Genomic DNA, 16,635 nt, shown 5'->3' on the forward strand with positions numbered 1-16,635 from the left:
CCGGAGGCCGCCTGCGCCGCAGACGGTGCAGGCCTTCAACTTGCCCGCGCCCATGGGCGGCCTCAACAGCATCTCCGCCGGAAGCGCCATGCCGCCGACGGACTGCATGCGCCTCTACAACATGGTGCCCGCGGAGCAGGGACTGCGGACGCGCCTGGGAAGCCGCGAGTGGTGCACTGGGCTGACGGGCGCCGGGGACAACCTCGTGCGCAGCGTCCACGCCTTCACGGGTAGCGCGAAGAATGGCGCCACCAACCGCCTCTTCGCGATGACATCCACCGGCATCTGGGACGTGACGTCGTCCAGCGCGGCCCCGGCCCAGGTGTTGGCCTTCGACACGTCAACGGGGGACGCCGGCTATGGCTACTCCACCGTCATGGAGACGGCCGCAGGGCACTTCCTCCTCTACTGCGACGAGGCGAACGGGTACCACGTCTATGCCGAGTCGAGCGGCACGTGGACAGCCGTCACCCAGGGCACTGGCGCGCAGCAGGTGAGCGGCGTCAACCCCGCCAACCTCGTGCACGTGATTCTCTTCAAAAATCGCGTCTGGCTCGTCGAGCGCGACTCCGGCAACGCGTGGTACCTCGCCGCCGGCAGCGTCTACGGCAGCGCCACCAACTTCAGCCTGGGGCGCCAGTTTCGCTCGGGCGGCCCGCTGGTGGGCCTCTACAGTTGGACGTACGACGGCGGCGCCGGCATCGACGACTCGCTCATCGCCGTCAGCAATGGCGGAGACGTCGTCATCTACCAGGGCACCGACCCGGCCACGGACTTCGCGCTCCGCGGCGTCTGGCCGGTGGGCCCGCCTCCTGCGGGCCGCGACCTGGTGGTGAGCGTCGGCGGGGACCCGTGGTTGCTGACGCGCTTCGGGCTGCAACCCATCTCCCAGTTGGTGGTGGGGGCGAACAGCGAGATTGCACGCAGCCAACTGCCGACGGCGAAGGTGTCGAGCCTCTTCAACGTCCTGATGCAGACGCGGGCTTCCAGGAAGGGCTGGGCCCTCCGGGTGCACCCGGAGGACGCGACGCTGCTGGTGATGGTGCCCACCAACGATGGCCAGGCCACCGAGCAACTTGCGATGGCCCTCGCCCCGCGGAGTTGGAGCAGCTACCGCGACCTGCCCATCTACTCGTCGGCCGTCCTCGCCGGAAAGCTCTACTACGGCACCGTCGACGGCAAGGTGGGCGTCAACGACGGCTACGTGGACGGACTCACCCTGGCGGACCCAAGCAGCTACACCCCGGTGCAGTGGGCGCTGCTGACGTCCTTCCAGTCGTTGGGCACACCCCGGCAGAAGCAGGTGCAGTTGGTGCGCCCTACCTTCCTGGCCGACGGCGCGACGCCCGCCTACAACGCCCAGGCGCGCTACCGCTACGACTTCACCGAGCTCGCCCCTGTCACCCAGGGGGCTTCGTCCGGCAGCACCTGGGACTCCGCCACGTGGGACTCCGCAGCATGGGGCGGCGACTACCAGGCCACGCAGGCCGTCAACGGCACCACCGGCGTCGGCGTCGAAGTCGCCATCGCCATGCGCGGCACCGCCATCACCCGCACGGTGCTGGTGGGCGTGGACGTCCTCTACACGGAAGGAGGGCTGCTGTGAGGTACTCCGTCCGCGCCGCGCCGCCTGAGCACTTCGTATGGCTGGAGGGCCGGACGGGATGCGTCCTCACGCGGGGCGCGCGCGCCATCGAGGCGGTGGACGCGGCGGGCAGCATCCGCGGCATGGTGGCCTACGACAACTGGACGGAGTCCGCCGTGTCCGCGCACATGGCCGTGGAGTCCGCCTCGGTGTGGCGCACGCTTCTGCGGCCTGCCTTCGAGTACCCCTTCGTCCAGGCCGGGAAGCAACTGCTGCTCGGCTTCATCATCGCGTCCAACAAGCAGAGCATGGCCTTTGTGCAGCGCGTGGGCTTCCGTGAGGCACACCGGATTCAGGACGGGTGGGCGGCGGGCGTCGACCTCGTCATTTGGCAAATGCGGCGGCAGGACTGCCGCTGGCTGGGGAAGGAGACTGCGTAATGGGCAAGTCGGCACCGAAACCGCGCGACTACGGCGAATCCGCGGCGGCGGAGAGCGAGGCGTCAAAGTGGGCGGCGGCATACCAGAACCGGGCGAACCGTCCGGACATCACGACGCCCTACGCGTCGCAGCACTGGGTGCAGGACCCGAAGACGGGCCAGTCGTACATGACGACCGGCTTCAACGGCAGCATGGGCGACACCTCCAACGCGCTCATGAAGCAAGCGGCGACGAACATGTCGCAGCCCTTCGACTGGGGGCAGTTCGGCGCCGTGCCTCAACTGGGAGCCTTCGGAAACGGAGACGCCGCACGACAGCAGGCCATCGACTCCGCGTACTCGCAGGCCACGTCTCGCCTCGACCCGATGTGGCAGCAGCGTGAGGACGCCACGCGCACGCGGCTCCTCAACCAGGGACTCACCGAAGGCAGCGAGGCCTACAACCAGCAGATGGCGGCGCTGGGACAGGAGCGCAACGACGCGTACTCGGGCGCGATGAACATGGCCATCGGCCAGGGCACCGCCGCGGGCAACTCCGTCTTTCAGAACAACCTCACGGCTGCCCAGGCGCGGTACGGCTCCGACACGATGGCACGGCAGACAGCCATCGCCGATGCCCTCCGCGCGCGCGGCATGCCCATGGAGGAAATGGCCTCCTTGCAGAACTTCCTCAGCATGCCGGGATACAGCAGCGCCGCTGGCTACCAGTCGCCTCAAATGCTCAACGCCGCCATCGCCTACGACAATGCCAAGCTGGGGGGTTGGCAGAGCGGAGCAAAGGCGAGTGCCGACCTATGGAGCACCATCATGCAGGCGGGTGGAACCGCCGCCAGCATCGGCATGATGATGTCGGACGAGCGTGCAAAGACGAACGTCGAGCGCCTCGACGAGGAAGTACTTCCGGGTGTCCCCTTCGCCACCTTCGAGTACGTGGGCGAGCCCGGCATCCGCTACCGCGGCGTCATTGCCCAGGACGTTGCGCGCGAGCGCCCTGACCTCGTCGCGGAGGGCCCCGACGGGCTGCTCCGCGTCCACGCCTCTCTTGCCCCGGAGCGCCTGCCGTGAACAACAGTCCGATGTCGAACGACCCCTACGCCTTCCTCGCCTCGCTCACCCCGGAGGAGCAGCAGCAACTCATGGGCATGGGCACCCTCGACGATCGCGCCGCCATGCTGGAGCAGCAGATGGCCCAGGCGGAGGCCCTGCGGAGCGGCGACAACCGCGAGCACTACTCCGCAGCGGCTGGAGCGCTGAGCGGCCTCAGCAATGCGGCGAACAACGTCTACGGCACGTACATGCAGAAGCAGGCGCTGGAGCAGCAGCGGCAACTCCTCAACCAGAAGGACCAGGGGCGCAACCTGTACGCCGACATTCTGCGGCGCCAGCAGCAGCAGGGCAGCGCCATGGACGTCATCCCGTCCAACCCCTTCGCCCTGTGAGGCACACGTGGATGACCTCTCCGCCCTCTTCGCCAGCCCCTTCCCCAACCGCCAGGAGGAAGCCCTGGCCCTCGCACAGGCGCTCCGCGCCCAGCGCCAGGGCGGCGCCACGCCACCGCCGCTGGTGAGCCTGGAGGACGACGGCCCGGCGCGCACCGCCGCGCTCGCAGCTGCGCTGCGCAGCAGCGGCGCCTCCGTGCCCCCCGGCCCGGGTGCCCCCAGCGACAACCTGGACGGCCAGCGCGCCCTTGCGGCCGCGCTGCGCGGTAGGGGACAGGGGCGGCAGAGCATGGACGCATACCGCCTCTTCGCGCCCGATGCGGAAGCCCCACCACAGGTCGACGCCTACGCATCCTCCGTCAACAACCAGCGCGGCGCTGGCATGCTCGGACTCCTCACCGGAGACAGTGTGCTGTCGCGCGTCGGCGAGGCGCAACTGCGAGGCGCAGGTCAGCACGAGTCCATGTTGGCCGAGGCCGGGCAGCAGAACACCGGCAACGTCCTCAAGAAGGCCCTCGCGGACGCGAAGGCCAAGCAGGATGAGAAGGAAGCAAAGTTCGCTCGGGAGAAGTTCGCGGAGGCGCGTCGGCACAATCTCGCGATGGAGGCGAGGCCCGTGCCCTCGATGCTCGTCGCCGGCCCCGGAGGGCAATACTTCGCCGTGAACACCACGAGCGGAGGGCCTGCGACTCCGATTACAGACGCCACTGGGGCACCCATCATCAAGCCCGAGACGGCGAAGCAACTTTCGGCCGAGGAGAAGAACGCACTCCAGGCCCTGTCCACTGAAGTGCAATCCATCGCCTCGCTGGGGAGCCGATTCAAGGACGAATATGCCGGGGACGGACCGCTGGGTAACGCGCGCACCGCAGCTGCCAGTGTTGCGGGGGCGTGGGCTCCGGAGAAGGAGCAGGAGATTGCATCCTTCTGGGCGGATTACGCGAGCCTGATTGACCTGCCCCAGCGCAACAAGGTCTTCGGAGCCTCGCTGTCTGAGGGAGAGAAGGCGGCGTGGGAGTCGGCGAAGAACATCAAGCGCAGCTCCGACCCGGAGCGCATCCGCAGCAAGTTCGCCGAGCTCACGGACATCGCGAACAAAAAGCTGGCGGCTCGCCGCGAAGCGCTCCTCGCCGAAGGGTACAAGCCAGAAGCCGTCAACGCCCTGACATCGCTGGGCGGCCCATCCAGGACGACGCCCGGTGCGTCGATGACACCGGACGGTGCTGGATCCTTCACGCTGGATTCTGCTAACGGACAGGCCCCAGCGGCGACGACTTCCGGGAGCACCATCCCAATCCTCGCCCCCTCGTCTTTGAAGCCCGGTGAGAAAGCTGTCGATGTCATGAAGGAGGGCGAACGCCGGAGGATCCAGATGCAGCCGGGCGTCTACCGCACGGTCGTGAAGCGCAACGGGAAGCTCAAGGTGGAGGACTGAGATGGCCGAGCGCGAACTGTCTGCTGAGGAGGCTCAGGCCCTTGCCTCAATGGAGGCGAATGCTGGAACAGTCGAACGCGAATTGACGCCCGAAGAACTGGCAGCCATCTATGCGATGACTGTGCCCCAGATTGGCGCCGGCGAGACCTTCATCAACCGCGCCGTGAATGCGCTGCCCGTGGGCAAGCCCACCGTGGATGCCATCGTCGCCGCGGAACTCCAGGCGTCGCGAGGGCTGGGACGGATGCTGCCGAACGCCCTGGCCCGGCGGCTGCCTGGCGTCATCGCTGAGCCTGGGGCCAAGCTCACGGACCAGGCGAAAGCCGAGTTGGAGGCGATGGGCACTCCCGCTGAGGATGATACCGCGCCGGGGCTCCTGGACACGTACCGGGACGTGCGCGACACGCGTGCGGCGCGGACAGAACTCGGCAGCGAGCAGAACCCATGGACGGGGCGCGCGGGGACGGGGGCGGGCCTGCTCCTCTCGGCCGGCCTGCCATTGCCCGCGTTCAAGGCGGGGGGCGAGGCGGCAACTGGGCTCACGGGCGCCGTCGCCGCTGCGGCCCGTCCGACGGTCTTGAAGCGCGCGCTGGCCAGCGCCGCCACCGGCGTGGGCTATGGCGCCCTGGGAGGGCTCACGGATGGTTCGGCGGACCTCACGCGCGGCGATTTCAAGGGGGCCGGGCGGGACGCCCTCATCGGTGGTGCGTTCGGTGGCGTCCTCGGCGGCGCGCTGCCGGCAATCACGACGCCCGGCAACCTCAAACGTGCGATGGCGGCAGGAGCCCTCACCGGTGCTGGCGTCGGAACCGTTGCCGGCCTGGCAGGCTCGGAGAAGCCGAAGGATGCCGGAAGCGTTGTGATGAACGCAGGAAAGGGAATGCTCGCCGGTCTCGCCCTGCCGCTCGCTCTCGGGCTCGGCAAGCGCATCTACCGCGGCGTCGTCCAGCCCACGGACGCGGCGAAGTACCTGCGTGAGAAGGGGGTGAAGCTGACGACGGGGCAGATGAACCCTGAAAGCAAGCTCGCCCAGATGGAGGAGATTTCCTCATCGGCGGGCGGATTCGGTCCGGTGGTGAAGAGCCAGCGCGAGGAGTCTTTGCGGAACTGGCAGGACGCTGTGCTCAACGAGTCCCGGCCGCCAGGTGCGCCACCGCTTGACCCGACGAAGCCCGTCGACGCGCGCCTTGCGACGTCGTATCGGGGCTTCGACGAAGCCTATGCGCCCGCCAAGGGCATCATGATGGATGCGAAGACGCCAGGAGGGCGACTCCTCATCAACCCTCCCGACGCTCCGCCACCTAGTGCTCCGGCGAGTGGGGCATCGCCAGCGGCAGCTCCGCCACCGGCGTCAAAGCTTCCGCTCGCGCGCGATGCAAGGGGGCGTTTTCTGCCACGAGAACAGCAGCCCGGCGCCACAACAAGTCCGCCTGGTCAGCCTGCGGCACCTCAGAAGCCACCACCTCCCCCGACAGCCTTCGAGTCCGCGGTGAATGACCCCTCTGTTCTCGCGACGGATGCGGACCGCATCGGAGTGAAGAGGTTCCTCGACAACCAACTCACCACCCTGCGTAACCGCGTGACTGAAGGCAAGGTCGATAGCTCGGTACTCCTCGAACTACGTCACAACATCCGTGCGAAGGTGGCGTCGGAGGCGAAGGACCAGAACTTCAAGGCCGCAGCGCTTCTGGAGAACGCCGAGAGCGAACTCACGGACATCATCGAGTCCTCGCTACCGCCGGACGCGACGCGGGCTCTTCGCGCAGCCGATGTGCAGTTTTCCAAGTACAAGCCCGTCGAGGCGGCCATCGCCGCGTCCGGAGACTCAGTCAACAAGTTCACGCCGCAACACCTCTCCAGGGCCATTCAGTCGGAGACGGAGAAGGGCGCATACGCCCGTGGTGCCGGTGGCGAGATGCGCAAGATGGCGGCGACCGGCAAGGAGGTGCTAGAGGCGCGAGTCCAGAAGACTGGCGTTCAACGCCTCGGGGAGGTGCCCATCCTCGGAGCGTGGGGCACCGCCCCCTTCTCCGCTCTGGCGAACACCTCGTGGGTACAGCCGTTTCTCCTGGGCGAGAGGCTGCCGCAGCGTGCCGGGCAGACCGTTGAGGAGGCCCTGGCGCGTTTCATTAAGCGCAACCCCACCGAGGCCGAGGTGGGCGCCATCATGTCGTCCGCCGACGAAGAGAAGATGCAGCGGCAGCGGGCGATGGCGGAGGCGCTCCGACGCAGTCAGTGACCTACCGCCCGGCCATTGAAACTACCGATGCATCCATCGTGAATTCGATGAACCCGACATCCTGGCTTGTCGCTGGCGCCACGGTGATGGAAAAAGTCGTCCACGAGCCAGGCCGCAAGTCGACGAGGAGTTGTTCCTCCTTGGTGCTGAGCGAAGCCCTCCAAGTGTAGTGGGCCGCCTCTTCTGCCGCAGCGGCTTGAGCCGCCGCCGTTTCATCGGAGGCAGAGTACTCGCGCCCACCCTGGCCAACCACGCCGAGATACCTGAGTTCGCGCACTTCGCGGACAGACATTTGTTTTGGCCCAAGCGTGCTGGAAAATCGTCTCCCCCATTTGAGCTTGATCTTCGGCCGACTGTAGGTTGCGAATTGAAGATTGCCGACCCGGAGAGTTAGCCGCTGCCCGTCCGCATAGGGTTTGACGTCCTCAAGCATGACGAGAAATCTGCCGCTCGGAGTCGTCACGGGTGCGTACCCCGACTGCCCAGGCGCAAAAGTCGCGCTTGTTGACTGAAGGCTCGTAAGCGCCTGGGCTTCTGCTGCCACGCGAGCAGATTCTCTCTCGGACTCTATCATGCGTTCAGAGAGCACTTTCACCTGGGCCTGGAGTGCGACAATGCGTTGGTCCTCTGCTGGGGCCGCGTCGGCTTTGGCGCCCGGGCCGTACTCCTTCCAGACTTGGCGGCCTCCAAGGACGGTGAGGGTGATGATGCCGCCGACAATCAGGAACGCCACGATGCACCCGATGGCGTCATCGCCAGCGGACGAGCGCGGCGCAGGGTCTGCCTTCACTTGATCTTCCACGCCCCCAGCCTCCCGCGCCCCGCCCGGCCCCGTCAACGGGCGCCCCCTCTCGGGACAGGGCGAAGCGTACGGAGTCCACGCATTTTCTCCTCTGGCGCGGGGTGGTCGTCTGCACCATGTCCACACCCCGGGAGACGGTGGGCCATCGGCACCACGAGAGCCGTTCCCACCATTTCGTCGCCACTGGCCCACCCTCGGGCCGGCAGGCGCCGCCTCCCCGCCGGTGTTCGTGGCACCGGCGGGCGAGGTGTCTTTCCTGGAGGTCGTCGATGGCGAAGTGCAAACCGGTTGCGTCGCAGGTCCTCAAGGCGGAGTACGACGCAGTCCTCAACATCGGGGGCGTCGAGTTGCCGTGCTACGTCCTCAACAACGGAGTCCGTGCCCTCTCTCAGGCCGGAGTTCTCAATGCGCTGGGAATGTCGTTTGGCGGCGGCCCGTCGAGCGGACCGGACCGACTGGCCCGTTTCGTGGCCTCTGAGAGGCTAAAGCCTTATGTTTCCGATGGGTTAACCGACCGGAGCACTTCACCCCTACTGTTCCACCCGAAGGGTGGTGGTCCTGTCGTCCGGGGCTACGAGGCGACGGTGCTGGCCGACCTGTGCGACGCCATCATGCGTGCCGACATCGAGGGCGTGCTCCAAAAGCAGCAAGCCCACATCGCGATGCAGGCCCGCGTGGTGGCGCTCGGCTTCATGAAGGTGGGCATCGTCGCCGTCGTGGACGAAGCCACGGGCTACCAACAGCAGCGCGCGCCCGACGCCCTTCAGGCATTGTTGGGGCGGCTCCTGCGCGAGACGCCAGGCCCCCGCGTGAAGCGCTTCACCACTGCCTTCTACAACGAACTCTACCGACTCACCGGCTTGCCGAAGCGTGGAGGCAACCACCCGCGCTACTTCGCCGCGCTGACACGGGACCTCATCTACCGCCGCATGGGCGCGCCCGGGCTGGTGCCGGCGCTGGAGGAGCGCAACCCCTCCGACGCGAACGGCAACCGCCAGGCGCGCCACCACCAGTTCCTGAGCGACGACTTCGGCGTTGAGGTTCTCATCGGGCACCTCCACGCGCTGCTCGCGCTCATGAAGTTGGCGAAGTCATTGAAGCAACTCCGTCACCTTGCGAACCAGGCGCTGCCGCGTCTGGGTGACACCCTGTCGCTGCCGCTCAGCGACGACCTGCTGGACGAGCGCGACCGAGCATGACCCGCGGTGGTCACAACGGATGTGACCCTTCGGACCACTCCTCAGGAATGAGGAGTGGTCCGACCCTCGGTATTGCCGAGGGTCAAGGGGCAAGACCGAATAGACCCTTCCAAGGGCGGCTGCAGCGCCGTCAGGGCTGGCGGTGGATGCTGGGGCTCGCGGGCGCCATCCCGCGCGGAGGAAGTTCCCAGAGGGACTGCCCCGGGGGCGCGGGCACCGCCATGTAGCAGCCGCCCTTGTACTCCGCCGTCTTCGGCGGGCAGGGCGCGTCGTCCTTCAGTTGGATCCAACAGCCGCCGTTGACCTCGCGCTCCGGCTTCGAGCACGGGGGCACCTTCTGGCCATCCAGCGGCCGGTCCGGGACGGAGAGGCGCCGCTCAACCGTCAGGGGCCGCGAGGAGGACCCACCTGAGAGGGTGTTGGTCATGACGCCGTCGTCTACGGTCGCCGGCACGTACACCACCGTCGGCTCGGACGGAGGAGGCTCCGGGGGCGCGCCGGAGTGGACGGCGAGGACCACGGCGGTGGCCGCCACGGCGCCAGCGGCCACCATGCGCAGCCACGGACGCGGCCGGGCGACGGGCAGTGCGGCAGGGAGGACGGAGGGCGCGGCGATGGGCTCCGGCACCGCTTTGGGCGGCTGCCGCGGGGCGACCGGGACGCGTCCCGTCAGCAGGTGCGCCATCCGCTGGGGTGCCCGCAGCGCCGACTGGAAGATGTCCATCACGTCCTCGCTCGTGTCGGCCAACTCGTCCTCAACGGTGCCTGGGGAGGCGCCCGTCTCAACGGAGAGGAGCTCGCAGGCGATGAACGAGGGACGGACGGAGGTCGTCACGAGGTACTGGAGCGCCACATCCGGCGCCAAGTCGAACCGGGCGCCCGTGGGCGTCACCACGTAGGCCGGGTTGCCCGTCTCCTCGTTGCGAGCCTCGTACACCCGCCCCAGCCCCTCGCCGACGCGCAGCCGCCGCCCGAAGCGGTACGGCCCCACTCCGCCCTCGTGTCGCTCCATCAACGGCTGCTCGCGTCGCGTATTCATCCGGCCCCTCATGGTTGCCTGCCAGCCTAGCGCCCAGCCGCAACGGCCGGGGTGGGGAGCGCGTCCAGGGCGTCCGAGAGGAGCGCCTCGACTTGGAGGAGGGTGGCGGTGTGGTAGGCGCGCGGCAGGAGGGTGACGCGGCCTCGCTCCGGGGCCGAATCGCCCAGGGAGGCGACGGCATTCCGTGCCTCCTGGACGCGCTCCCTCAGCACGCGCAGCGCGCACGCCCGGCAGGTGGTGGTGCCGCAGTCGCCCTTCTCGCAGTCCCGCTTCGCCGTCCGCTTCGTGGCCATGGTGCCCCCTGACTCAATGGACCACGTTGTAGCCACAAAGTGGCGACACGTCAAGGCGATGCGAATCGAAGTTGTCATGGCATGCCATGACGCATAGCCTCGCCTCGACGCCAATCTGGGGGATGTATGCCGCTCTTCGAGGATGATGACGTGGAGGAGGTGTCTGCGGTCTCCATCCGGCTGCCGGTCAGCCTATGGGGCCGGATAGACGCCATTGCAGCACGCGAAACCGCACAGCGGAGGGCGTCCGGGAAGAGGCCCGCTGTCATCTCGCGCAACGCCGTTGTCGCCCGCTTCCTGGAACTCTCCTGCGACGACTACGAGAAGCGCGAGGGGCAGGAGGAGGACGCCGTGGGCGCCCGGGAGAAGAAGAAGCGGTAGGGGCGGCAATGGCTTGTGGCGAGCGATGCCGGGCCGTCGTACGGTCCTCGCGCCTGCCAATGTCAGCGCATGCAAGGGGGTTCCTGTGCCAACCGACATGAGTAAGGAAGCGCTTTCGTTCCTCGAAGAGTTCTCCGAGGAAAACCGCCCGAATTATGCGGCCCGCCGCGAAGCCGCAAAGCAGCTCTTCACGGAGATGTTGGCCCTGAATGGCCAGGGGAGCCACGGCATCAGGTTTGTGGAGTCGGGCGACGGCATCTACACCGCTCACGTCCCATGGCAACGAAGTGCTCGGACCGATGCGAGCATCAGCCTGGCGAATGATGGAAAGGCGTTTCTCCTCGCAATCAACGGCGGCGAGAAGAGAATTGAGTTGCCGTTCTCGGTCAATGCCAAGACGTTCCTTGGACTCGAGGTTGTCAGGCCCGACGGGAAGAAGGAACGTGAATCGGCCCTGACCTCTATCGTCAAGGCACTCGTGGACCGCTGAGCGGTTAGGCCGTGACGAGCAGGGCTCTCGTAAGAGGTCTGCTCGTCCGCCGCACCGTCCATCGCCTCACGTGGAGCACGTGGGGTAGCTATTGAGCCTTGCTGCTGAAAGGAGACCCTTGCAGAAAGAACAGATTGAACAGTTGACTGAAGAGACGGACCGCCGCGATCAACTCTTCATCGCCGTCGAGGAGCGACTCGCAGAAGTCGAAAAAGAAATCCCCAGGCTGCTTGCTGAGGCGCGAAGCATCCGCACGAACAAGGAGATGTGGGAGAACTTTCGTCTCAGTTCTGAAAAATGGGGCGAACTGGAGGGTCTCAGCGTCCGCCTCGACGCGCTCATCAAGGAACACGCCGTTCTTGAAGGCATTAAGGACAGGCGAGACGTCCGGCGCTGGCGGTGGATTCAACTTCTCGTCGGCGGCAGCGCTGCGGGGGCTGTGGCCGCAATCGTCCAAAGGCTCATAGCGTTCTTCTCCTGAACGTCTGCACCATGTCCACGGGGGCCCTGACGCTTCGGGGATGCACACGTCCCCCGTTTCGCCCGGTTCGCAGGGAGAGCGTACGAAGTCCACACCCGGCGGGAATCTGCCGGGCATGCGCGCTCGAATCGCTCCCCTCGTCGCGGTCGCCGTCGGCGCCGCCCTCGGACTCACCCTCTCCCTGACGCCGTCGGCGGACGCGTCCCGGAACTCCTCCGGCACGTACGCGCTGCCCACCGGCAACCCGGTGGTGCCGGGCACCACCATCAGCAGCACGTGGGCCAACAGCACCCTGGGGGACATTTCCTCGGAGTTGACTGACAGCCTCTCGCGCAGCGGCAAGGGCGCGATGCAGGCGCCTCTCAAGCTGGCGACGGGCACCGTCGCGGCCCCGGCGCTGTCGTGGGACGCGGACCCGGACACCGGCCTGTACCGGCCCAGCGCGGGCACCGTGGCCATGTCGGCGGACGCGACGCAGGTGCAGACATGGACGGCGGCGGGCACCAACTTCAAACGCCCGGCCAACTTCGACGTGGGACTCGTGGCGGACGGAGGCGTCACCGCCAGCAGCCTCACCGTCTCCGGTGCCACGCAGCTCGCCACGCTCAATGTCAGCGGGACGGCGACGGTGGCGGGTCAGGGCATGTTCACCGGCGGCGCGGCGGCCGTGACGCTCAAGCCGGGGACGCTCAACCACACGTACATGGAGTTCTACTCCAACAGCGCACTGCCCGCGGTGCGCTCGGGGTACTTCGGCTACCCGGGTGCCTTCAGCAACAGCATGGTGCTGGCTAACGAGGCCGCGCCCAACGGCCAAATCACCCTCGTTCCATCGAGTGGAGAGGTCGTCCTTAGCGGTACGAAGTTCTCCATCACCGGCGCGACTCCGGCATCTGGCACGGGGTTCTACAACGCTGTCACCCCCAAGAACATCGTCAAGGCGTGGGCCACCATCACGACGACGGGAGGCGGCTCGACGGCAACGACGGTGCTGGATGGGTTCAACGTGTTCAGCGCCAGCGTCAGCACCACGCAACTCACCGTCAACATGACGGCGAACATGGCCAACAACAACTACGCCATCCTCGTGACGCCCTTCGCGAGCACCATTTCATGCGGCGCCGTCTTCAACGGCGCAAACTCGTTCTCGGTGTCGTGCCGCGACATCAGCGGCAGCACGCTGCCCTTCCCTTTCTACAACTTCCAGACGAGCGGCTCGATCCGGATGCACATCGCCGTCCTGGGTGCGCAGCCCAACCCGTAGGAGACGCCGTGACGACTCCGTCCGCGCCGCCGCCTGCGCCATCTCCGGAGCGCCCTACCGGCCTTGAGGGCTGGCTGGGCCACGCCCGCACCATCGCGGCCATCGCCGGCATCATCGCCGCCGGGCTGGGCGCGTACTACGGGGCCGTCGGGCGCCTGGAGCGCGTGGCCGACAGGGCCGAGCTCGCCGTGGCCTCCGCGCAGGCTGCAGTGCGCCTGGCCACCGAGTCGCGCGAGGCCGGGGAGACGCAACTCCGCGAGTACCGCACCGCGGCCGACGCCCGCATCGAGGGCGTCAAGGCGTCCATCGCCGCGACGGACAGGCGTGTGGACCTGCTTGAGGAGCGGCTCCGCGCGATGAGCAGCACCATCGACAGGATGGACCGGCGGCAGGAGGTGCTGCTCGACCGGCTCAACGCTCCGCGCACCCGCGCGGTGCGTGACTACCAGCAGTAGCCCAACCCTCTCGGAGCCCCGCATGCTGAAGCCCCTCATCCCCGCCAACCTCGTCTGGCTCGCGCTCGCCCTGGGCGCGGCCCTCTTCGCCGGGAGCGAGTTCGCCCCCGCCCCCTACAACCTGCTGTGCGCCGGCCTGGGCAGTGTCGCGCTGTACCTCGCCGGCAAGGGCTGGCGCATGCCCGCGTGGGCCGTCGGCAAGCCGCTCCTGCCGACGACGCTGGTGCCGCTGGCCCTCGGGCTGGTGCAGGCCCTCAACGCCCTCGGCGGCGCCCTCCCCGCCTCCGTCCAGCCCTTCGTCGCGCCGCTGACGGGCCTGCTGGCGCTGCTGGCTGGTGTCGTCGAGCCAGAGCCTGTGAAGGCCGTGGCCGCGCCACCCGCGGACGCCGCCGGCAACACGCTGGTGCCCGAGGCGGGCCCGGTGGTGCAGGTGGCGGCCACGTGCAGCGTCGCCCAGGCCGCGCGAGGGGAGTGCTGATGCGCCCGGCCCTCGTCGTCCTGGCGCTCCTCCTCGCCACGTCGGCGAGGGCGACGCCCACGGACGCCCCGGTGGCCACCTCGGCCCAGGCGTCCTCTCCCGTCGGCTGCCCCGAGGAAGGCCGTGCGCAGGCCGCTGCGGCCCCTCCGGACTACCACTCCGGCCCTGACGCCCGGTGCGTCGCCGGAGGGCTGGTGACGCTGTACGGGCCCGACGGGCAGCCCTACGGCCAGATGACGCGCGTGGGCCCCGGCTGGTACCTCACAGCGGAGGGCTACCGCCTGGCGGACGCCGCCTTCCGGCGCGCCCAGGAGCAGCGCGACGCGGCCCGGGCCGAGCTCGCCGCACGCGGCCCTCCCCTGCCCGGCGTGCCGGTGCGGGAGGTGCCCACGGCGATGTCCGCGCGCTGGTCCACGCCCGTCCTCGTGGGGCTGGCCGTCGTCACGTTCGCGGCCGGCGGATTCGTGGGCTGCCGGGCTGCCGGGGGCTGCCGATGAAGTTGCGCACGTGGCACTTGGAGGCGGCCGCGGTGTACGCGGTCCTCATCGCCGTCAACCTCTTCACCCGCGCGGACACGTTGGAGTGGTTGGGCGCGCTCGCGGTGGCCCTCGGCTTCCATCATGCCTCCGTCTCGTCTCGCATGGCAGAGGCCGAAGCGGCCCGTCCCATCCCCTCCGTCGACTGCTTCCGGATGGCGGCTCTCTACTTCGTCGGCAAGGAGGTGGCGTGGTTCACCTACTTCGCCGTGAAAGGCTCATACTCCGCCCTCGTCGGCTGCGCCGTCTTCGCCGTGCATCCCCTGTGGCGCCGCTGGTACCGCGCCCGCTACCCGAAAACGGTGACGACATGAGCGCCCCGTCGCAGCGCGCCGCCTTCTTGGCGCTGGTCCTGGAGCAGATGGGCGCCCCCTACCGCTGGGGAGCCAAGGGGCTCAAGCCGAGCGCGTCCGCCCTCCGTCTCTTCGACTGCAGCGGCCTCGTCACCTGGTGTCTCCAGGAAGTGGGCGGCCCGGACTGGCGGGCCACGCACAACACCGACCGCCTCTGGGACGTCTGCACGCCAGTGGCAATCGAGGCGGAGCTGCTCCCGGGCGATCTGGTGCTGTACGGGCGCCCCGGGACGAAGACGGCGGATGGCCGCCCGGTGACGCGCGAGGATCCCAACCACGTCATGGTGTATGTCGGCGCGGGCGTGGTGGTGGGCGCATCCGGGGGCGGCAGCACCACGCTCACCCTGGCGGATGCCGCCGCGGCTGGCGCGCGGGTGAAGACGTTCCCGCGCATCGCCTACCGGGGCGACGTCCTGGGCTTCCGCCGGCTGCCTTTCAGCTCGTGATGAGATCGTCGCCTCGATGCCGCCTGATGAGGGCCTTGAGGTCCTCCAGCGTTTCGGCCTTCCAGAGAATCTGGCGGCCGGCGATGCCCTGGGCGGAGAAGGGCGTCTCGGTCGCGTACGCGCGCCCCTTCTCGGAGAGCGAGTAGCGCCAGTCTCCAGGATCCACCTTGTTCTGCTTCGCGAGCAGCGGGAACCCCGCCGACTCGTCCAGGTGGACGATGGCGATGCCGGTGTTGTTGTAGATGGTCTCCATCGTCTCCCGGTACGCGAGTCGCGCGTTCGCGCCCTTCGACGCTGCCAGGGCTTCGCCGAGGGACAAGAGGGCGTGGAGGATGTTGAGGTCGGTGTGGCGGAGCGGTTCAGTGGGCTGGGCGGTAGCGTTCGTGGCGGTCATCGTCGTGTCTCGAGTGAAGGTTTGGGTTGAGGCGGCGGTCTACGCATCGAGCAGTGCGAGTTGCTCGGGTTGGCGGGTGGAGAGGTGCGCGAAGCGGTGGTGGAAGAAAGCCATCCCAGCGCGCGTCACCATCGTCTGGCCGACGTCGCGCTCGACTCCCTTCGCCCCTTTGGCGAGGCGCGCCCGGTTCACCAGGTAGCCCTTGGTGACGAACTCGGCGTGAGGCAGGAGGCGGTTCTTCTTCTTCTTCTTCCGGTTCAACCCCGGGCGCCGGTAGCAGAACCCCTCGGACTCCAGCGCGGCGTAGAAGGTGTTGGGCGGGATGCACAGGGCCGTCGCAGCGTCGAGTAGGCACCTGTCACGCCCCTCCGAGTCCAGGTACCGCCGGGCGAGGTCGACATCTGGCTTCTGGGCGACGAGCTGCGCCTGCTGGGCTTCCACCTGCTCCGCCAGGTCGGCCGCGAGGCGCAGGGCCTCCGGCAGTGTCTTCGGCACCGCGAAGGCGGGGGCCACCGGCGCGAGCGAGCTACCGCGCTGATGGGTCTTGAAGACCTGGATGACCTTCACCCGGAATTCCGCCGACACCCACATGGCGTAGTCGTAGACAAGGTCCTCGCAGACGTAGGTCCCCTGGTTGGGGCCGCCCCTGATGGACTCGACCGGACCGTTCCTCAGATCTGAGGAACGGGTGAGTGCTGCCACCATCTCCCTCGTGGCGTCGAGACGGAGGAAGTTCGACGGCTGGTGTCGCAGCTCCGCGCCGGCCGCGCGGTGCAAGTCGTTGAGGCTGTACCTGCCGTGGGCGTCCTGCGTGATGACGACACCGGCGACCTGGATGCTGCTGGGCTGACAGGACATGACGATCTCCATCTGGCGCGCGTGAACAC

Annotated in this window: 21 protein-coding genes; 16 read left to right on the forward strand and 5 right to left on the reverse strand. The window is 68.1% G+C overall.

Annotated features, from left to right (window positions below):
- Positions 1-40 precede the first annotated feature (40 nt).
- The 6 genes from GTY96_RS22965 to GTY96_RS22990 are packed head-to-tail and all read left to right on the forward strand — an operon-like array spanning position 41 to position 7,137.
- Complete coding sequence (locus GTY96_RS22965) at positions 41-1,606, forward strand: hypothetical protein (protein ID WP_201756307.1); 1,566 nt, start codon at positions 41-43, stop codon at positions 1,604-1,606.
- Positions 1,603-2,025 (forward strand): hypothetical protein, encoded by a 423-nt coding sequence (locus GTY96_RS22970; RefSeq protein WP_161665798.1) that lies wholly within the window; start codon positions 1,603-1,605, stop codon positions 2,023-2,025. The genes GTY96_RS22965 and GTY96_RS22970 overlap by 4 nt, the downstream gene beginning before the upstream one ends.
- Positions 2,025-3,089 (forward strand): tail fiber domain-containing protein, encoded by a 1,065-nt coding sequence (locus tag GTY96_RS22975; RefSeq protein WP_161665799.1) that lies wholly within the window; start codon positions 2,025-2,027, stop codon positions 3,087-3,089. The genes GTY96_RS22970 and GTY96_RS22975 overlap by 1 nt, the downstream gene beginning before the upstream one ends.
- Positions 3,086-3,463 carry a hypothetical protein gene (locus GTY96_RS22980; protein ID WP_161665800.1) on the forward strand — a complete coding sequence of 126 codons (378 nt, stop codon included), beginning with the start codon at positions 3,086-3,088 and terminating at the stop codon, positions 3,461-3,463. Before GTY96_RS22975 ends, GTY96_RS22980 begins: the two co-directional genes overlap by 4 nt.
- A 7-nt stretch (positions 3,464-3,470) precedes the next feature.
- Entirely contained in the window at positions 3,471-4,898 is a 1,428-nt protein-coding gene (locus tag GTY96_RS22985; RefSeq protein WP_161665801.1) for a hypothetical protein, read from the forward strand.
- A 1-nt stretch (position 4,899) separates the two neighbouring features.
- Positions 4,900-7,137, forward strand: a complete 2,238-nt coding sequence (locus GTY96_RS22990) for a hypothetical protein (RefSeq protein ID WP_161665802.1) — start codon at positions 4,900-4,902, stop codon at positions 7,135-7,137.
- Position 7,138: 1 nt separating this feature from the next.
- On the opposite strand, the gene GTY96_RS22995 is transcribed toward GTY96_RS22990, so the two are convergent.
- Positions 7,139-7,939, reverse strand: coding sequence for a DUF3251 domain-containing protein (locus GTY96_RS22995; RefSeq protein WP_161665803.1), 801 nt, complete (start codon positions 7,937-7,939; stop codon positions 7,139-7,141).
- Positions 7,940-8,208: 269 nt separating this feature from the next.
- Between GTY96_RS22995 and GTY96_RS23000 the strand changes: the two genes are divergently transcribed.
- Positions 8,209-9,138, forward strand: coding sequence for a P63C domain-containing protein (locus GTY96_RS23000; RefSeq protein WP_161665804.1), 930 nt, complete (start codon positions 8,209-8,211; stop codon positions 9,136-9,138).
- A 130-nt stretch (positions 9,139-9,268) separates the two neighbouring features.
- Here GTY96_RS23000 and GTY96_RS23005 read toward each other — a convergent pair whose 3' ends face one another.
- Together GTY96_RS23005 and GTY96_RS23010 are read right to left on the reverse strand one after the other, a co-directional pair.
- A complete protein-coding gene (locus GTY96_RS23005; RefSeq protein ID WP_161665805.1) occupies positions 9,269-10,177 on the reverse strand; it encodes a hypothetical protein in 909 nt (302 codons plus the stop codon).
- Between the two features lie 26 nt (positions 10,178-10,203).
- Complete coding sequence (locus GTY96_RS23010; protein ID WP_161665806.1) at positions 10,204-10,470, reverse strand: hypothetical protein; 267 nt, start codon at positions 10,468-10,470, stop codon at positions 10,204-10,206.
- Between the two features lie 126 nt (positions 10,471-10,596).
- Between GTY96_RS23010 and GTY96_RS23015 the strand changes: the two genes are divergently transcribed.
- The 9 genes from GTY96_RS23015 to GTY96_RS23055 all read left to right on the forward strand — a co-directional run bounded on the left by GTY96_RS23015 (position 10,597) and on the right by GTY96_RS23055 (position 15,354).
- Positions 10,597-10,851, forward strand: coding sequence for a hypothetical protein (locus GTY96_RS23015; protein ID WP_161665807.1), 255 nt, complete (start codon positions 10,597-10,599; stop codon positions 10,849-10,851).
- Between the two features lie 85 nt (positions 10,852-10,936).
- Positions 10,937-11,341: a hypothetical protein gene (locus GTY96_RS23020; protein WP_161665808.1), complete on the forward strand. Its 405-nt coding sequence runs from the start codon at positions 10,937-10,939 to the stop codon at positions 11,339-11,341.
- Between the two features lie 118 nt (positions 11,342-11,459).
- The gene (locus tag GTY96_RS23025; protein WP_161665809.1) at positions 11,460-11,822 is read left to right on the forward strand and encodes a hypothetical protein; all 363 of its coding nucleotides are present in this window, start codon (positions 11,460-11,462) and stop codon (positions 11,820-11,822) included.
- A 115-nt stretch (positions 11,823-11,937) separates the two neighbouring features.
- Complete coding sequence (locus tag GTY96_RS23030; protein WP_161665810.1) at positions 11,938-13,086, forward strand: hypothetical protein; 1,149 nt, start codon at positions 11,938-11,940, stop codon at positions 13,084-13,086.
- A gap of 8 nt (positions 13,087-13,094) precedes the next feature.
- A complete protein-coding gene (locus tag GTY96_RS23035) occupies positions 13,095-13,541 on the forward strand; it encodes a hypothetical protein (RefSeq protein ID WP_161665811.1) in 447 nt (148 codons plus the stop codon).
- A 22-nt stretch (positions 13,542-13,563) separates the two neighbouring features.
- The gene (locus tag GTY96_RS23040; protein WP_201756308.1) at positions 13,564-14,019 is read left to right on the forward strand and encodes a hypothetical protein; all 456 of its coding nucleotides are present in this window, start codon (positions 13,564-13,566) and stop codon (positions 14,017-14,019) included.
- On the forward strand, positions 14,019-14,516 hold the full coding sequence (locus GTY96_RS23045) for a hypothetical protein (RefSeq protein ID WP_161665812.1): 498 nt from the start codon (positions 14,019-14,021) through the stop codon (positions 14,514-14,516). The genes GTY96_RS23040 and GTY96_RS23045 overlap by 1 nt, the downstream gene beginning before the upstream one ends.
- Entirely contained in the window at positions 14,513-14,869 is a 357-nt protein-coding gene (locus GTY96_RS23050; protein ID WP_161665813.1) for a hypothetical protein, read from the forward strand. Before GTY96_RS23045 ends, GTY96_RS23050 begins: the two co-directional genes overlap by 4 nt.
- Positions 14,866-15,354 carry a C40 family peptidase gene (locus GTY96_RS23055; RefSeq protein ID WP_161665814.1) on the forward strand — a complete coding sequence of 163 codons (489 nt, stop codon included), beginning with the start codon at positions 14,866-14,868 and terminating at the stop codon, positions 15,352-15,354. Before GTY96_RS23050 ends, GTY96_RS23055 begins: the two co-directional genes overlap by 4 nt.
- Here the strand turns inward: GTY96_RS23055 and GTY96_RS23060 are convergent.
- Both GTY96_RS23060 and GTY96_RS23065 read right to left on the reverse strand, forming a co-directional pair.
- A complete protein-coding gene (locus tag GTY96_RS23060; protein ID WP_161665815.1) occupies positions 15,344-15,748 on the reverse strand; it encodes a hypothetical protein in 405 nt (134 codons plus the stop codon). The two genes, GTY96_RS23055 and GTY96_RS23060, sit on opposite strands and share 11 nt — an antisense overlap.
- A 39-nt stretch (positions 15,749-15,787) precedes the next feature.
- Positions 15,788-16,618: a KilA-N domain-containing protein gene (locus tag GTY96_RS23065; RefSeq protein WP_161665816.1), complete on the reverse strand. Its 831-nt coding sequence runs from the start codon at positions 16,616-16,618 to the stop codon at positions 15,788-15,790.
- Between the last annotated feature and the right edge of the window lie 17 nt (positions 16,619-16,635).

The sequence above is a fragment of the Corallococcus silvisoli genome, assembly GCF_009909145.1.
GTDB classification, from domain to species: Bacteria; Myxococcota; Myxococcia; order Myxococcales; family Myxococcaceae; genus Corallococcus; species Corallococcus silvisoli.

Bases quoted from the DNA above. Each gene is read 5' to 3' on its own strand.
- GTY96_RS22975 (WP_161665799.1), top strand. From the start codon at position 2,025: ATGGGCAAGTCGGCACCGAAACCGCGCGACTACGGCGAATCCGCGGCG.
- GTY96_RS22990 (WP_161665802.1), top strand. From the start codon at position 4,900: ATGGCCGAGCGCGAACTGTCTGCTGAGGAGGCTCAGGCCCTTGCCTCA.
- GTY96_RS23000 (WP_161665804.1), top strand. From the start codon at position 8,209: ATGGCGAAGTGCAAACCGGTTGCGTCGCAGGTCCTCAAGGCGGAGTAC.
- GTY96_RS23005 (WP_161665805.1), bottom strand. From the start codon at position 10,177: ATGAATACGCGACGCGAGCAGCCGTTGATGGAGCGACACGAGGGCGGA.
- GTY96_RS23010 (WP_161665806.1), bottom strand. From the start codon at position 10,470: ATGGCCACGAAGCGGACGGCGAAGCGGGACTGCGAGAAGGGCGACTGC.
- GTY96_RS23015 (WP_161665807.1), top strand. From the start codon at position 10,597: ATGCCGCTCTTCGAGGATGATGACGTGGAGGAGGTGTCTGCGGTCTCC.
- GTY96_RS23030 (WP_161665810.1), top strand. From the start codon at position 11,938: ATGCGCGCTCGAATCGCTCCCCTCGTCGCGGTCGCCGTCGGCGCCGCC.
- GTY96_RS23040 (WP_201756308.1), top strand. From the start codon at position 13,564: ATGCTGAAGCCCCTCATCCCCGCCAACCTCGTCTGGCTCGCGCTCGCC.
- GTY96_RS23045 (WP_161665812.1), top strand. From the start codon at position 14,019: ATGCGCCCGGCCCTCGTCGTCCTGGCGCTCCTCCTCGCCACGTCGGCG.
- GTY96_RS23050 (WP_161665813.1), top strand. From the start codon at position 14,513: ATGAAGTTGCGCACGTGGCACTTGGAGGCGGCCGCGGTGTACGCGGTC.
- GTY96_RS23055 (WP_161665814.1), top strand. From the start codon at position 14,866: ATGAGCGCCCCGTCGCAGCGCGCCGCCTTCTTGGCGCTGGTCCTGGAG.
- GTY96_RS23060 (WP_161665815.1), bottom strand. From the start codon at position 15,748: ATGACCGCCACGAACGCTACCGCCCAGCCCACTGAACCGCTCCGCCAC.
- GTY96_RS23065 (WP_161665816.1), bottom strand. From the start codon at position 16,618: ATGGAGATCGTCATGTCCTGTCAGCCCAGCAGCATCCAGGTCGCCGGT.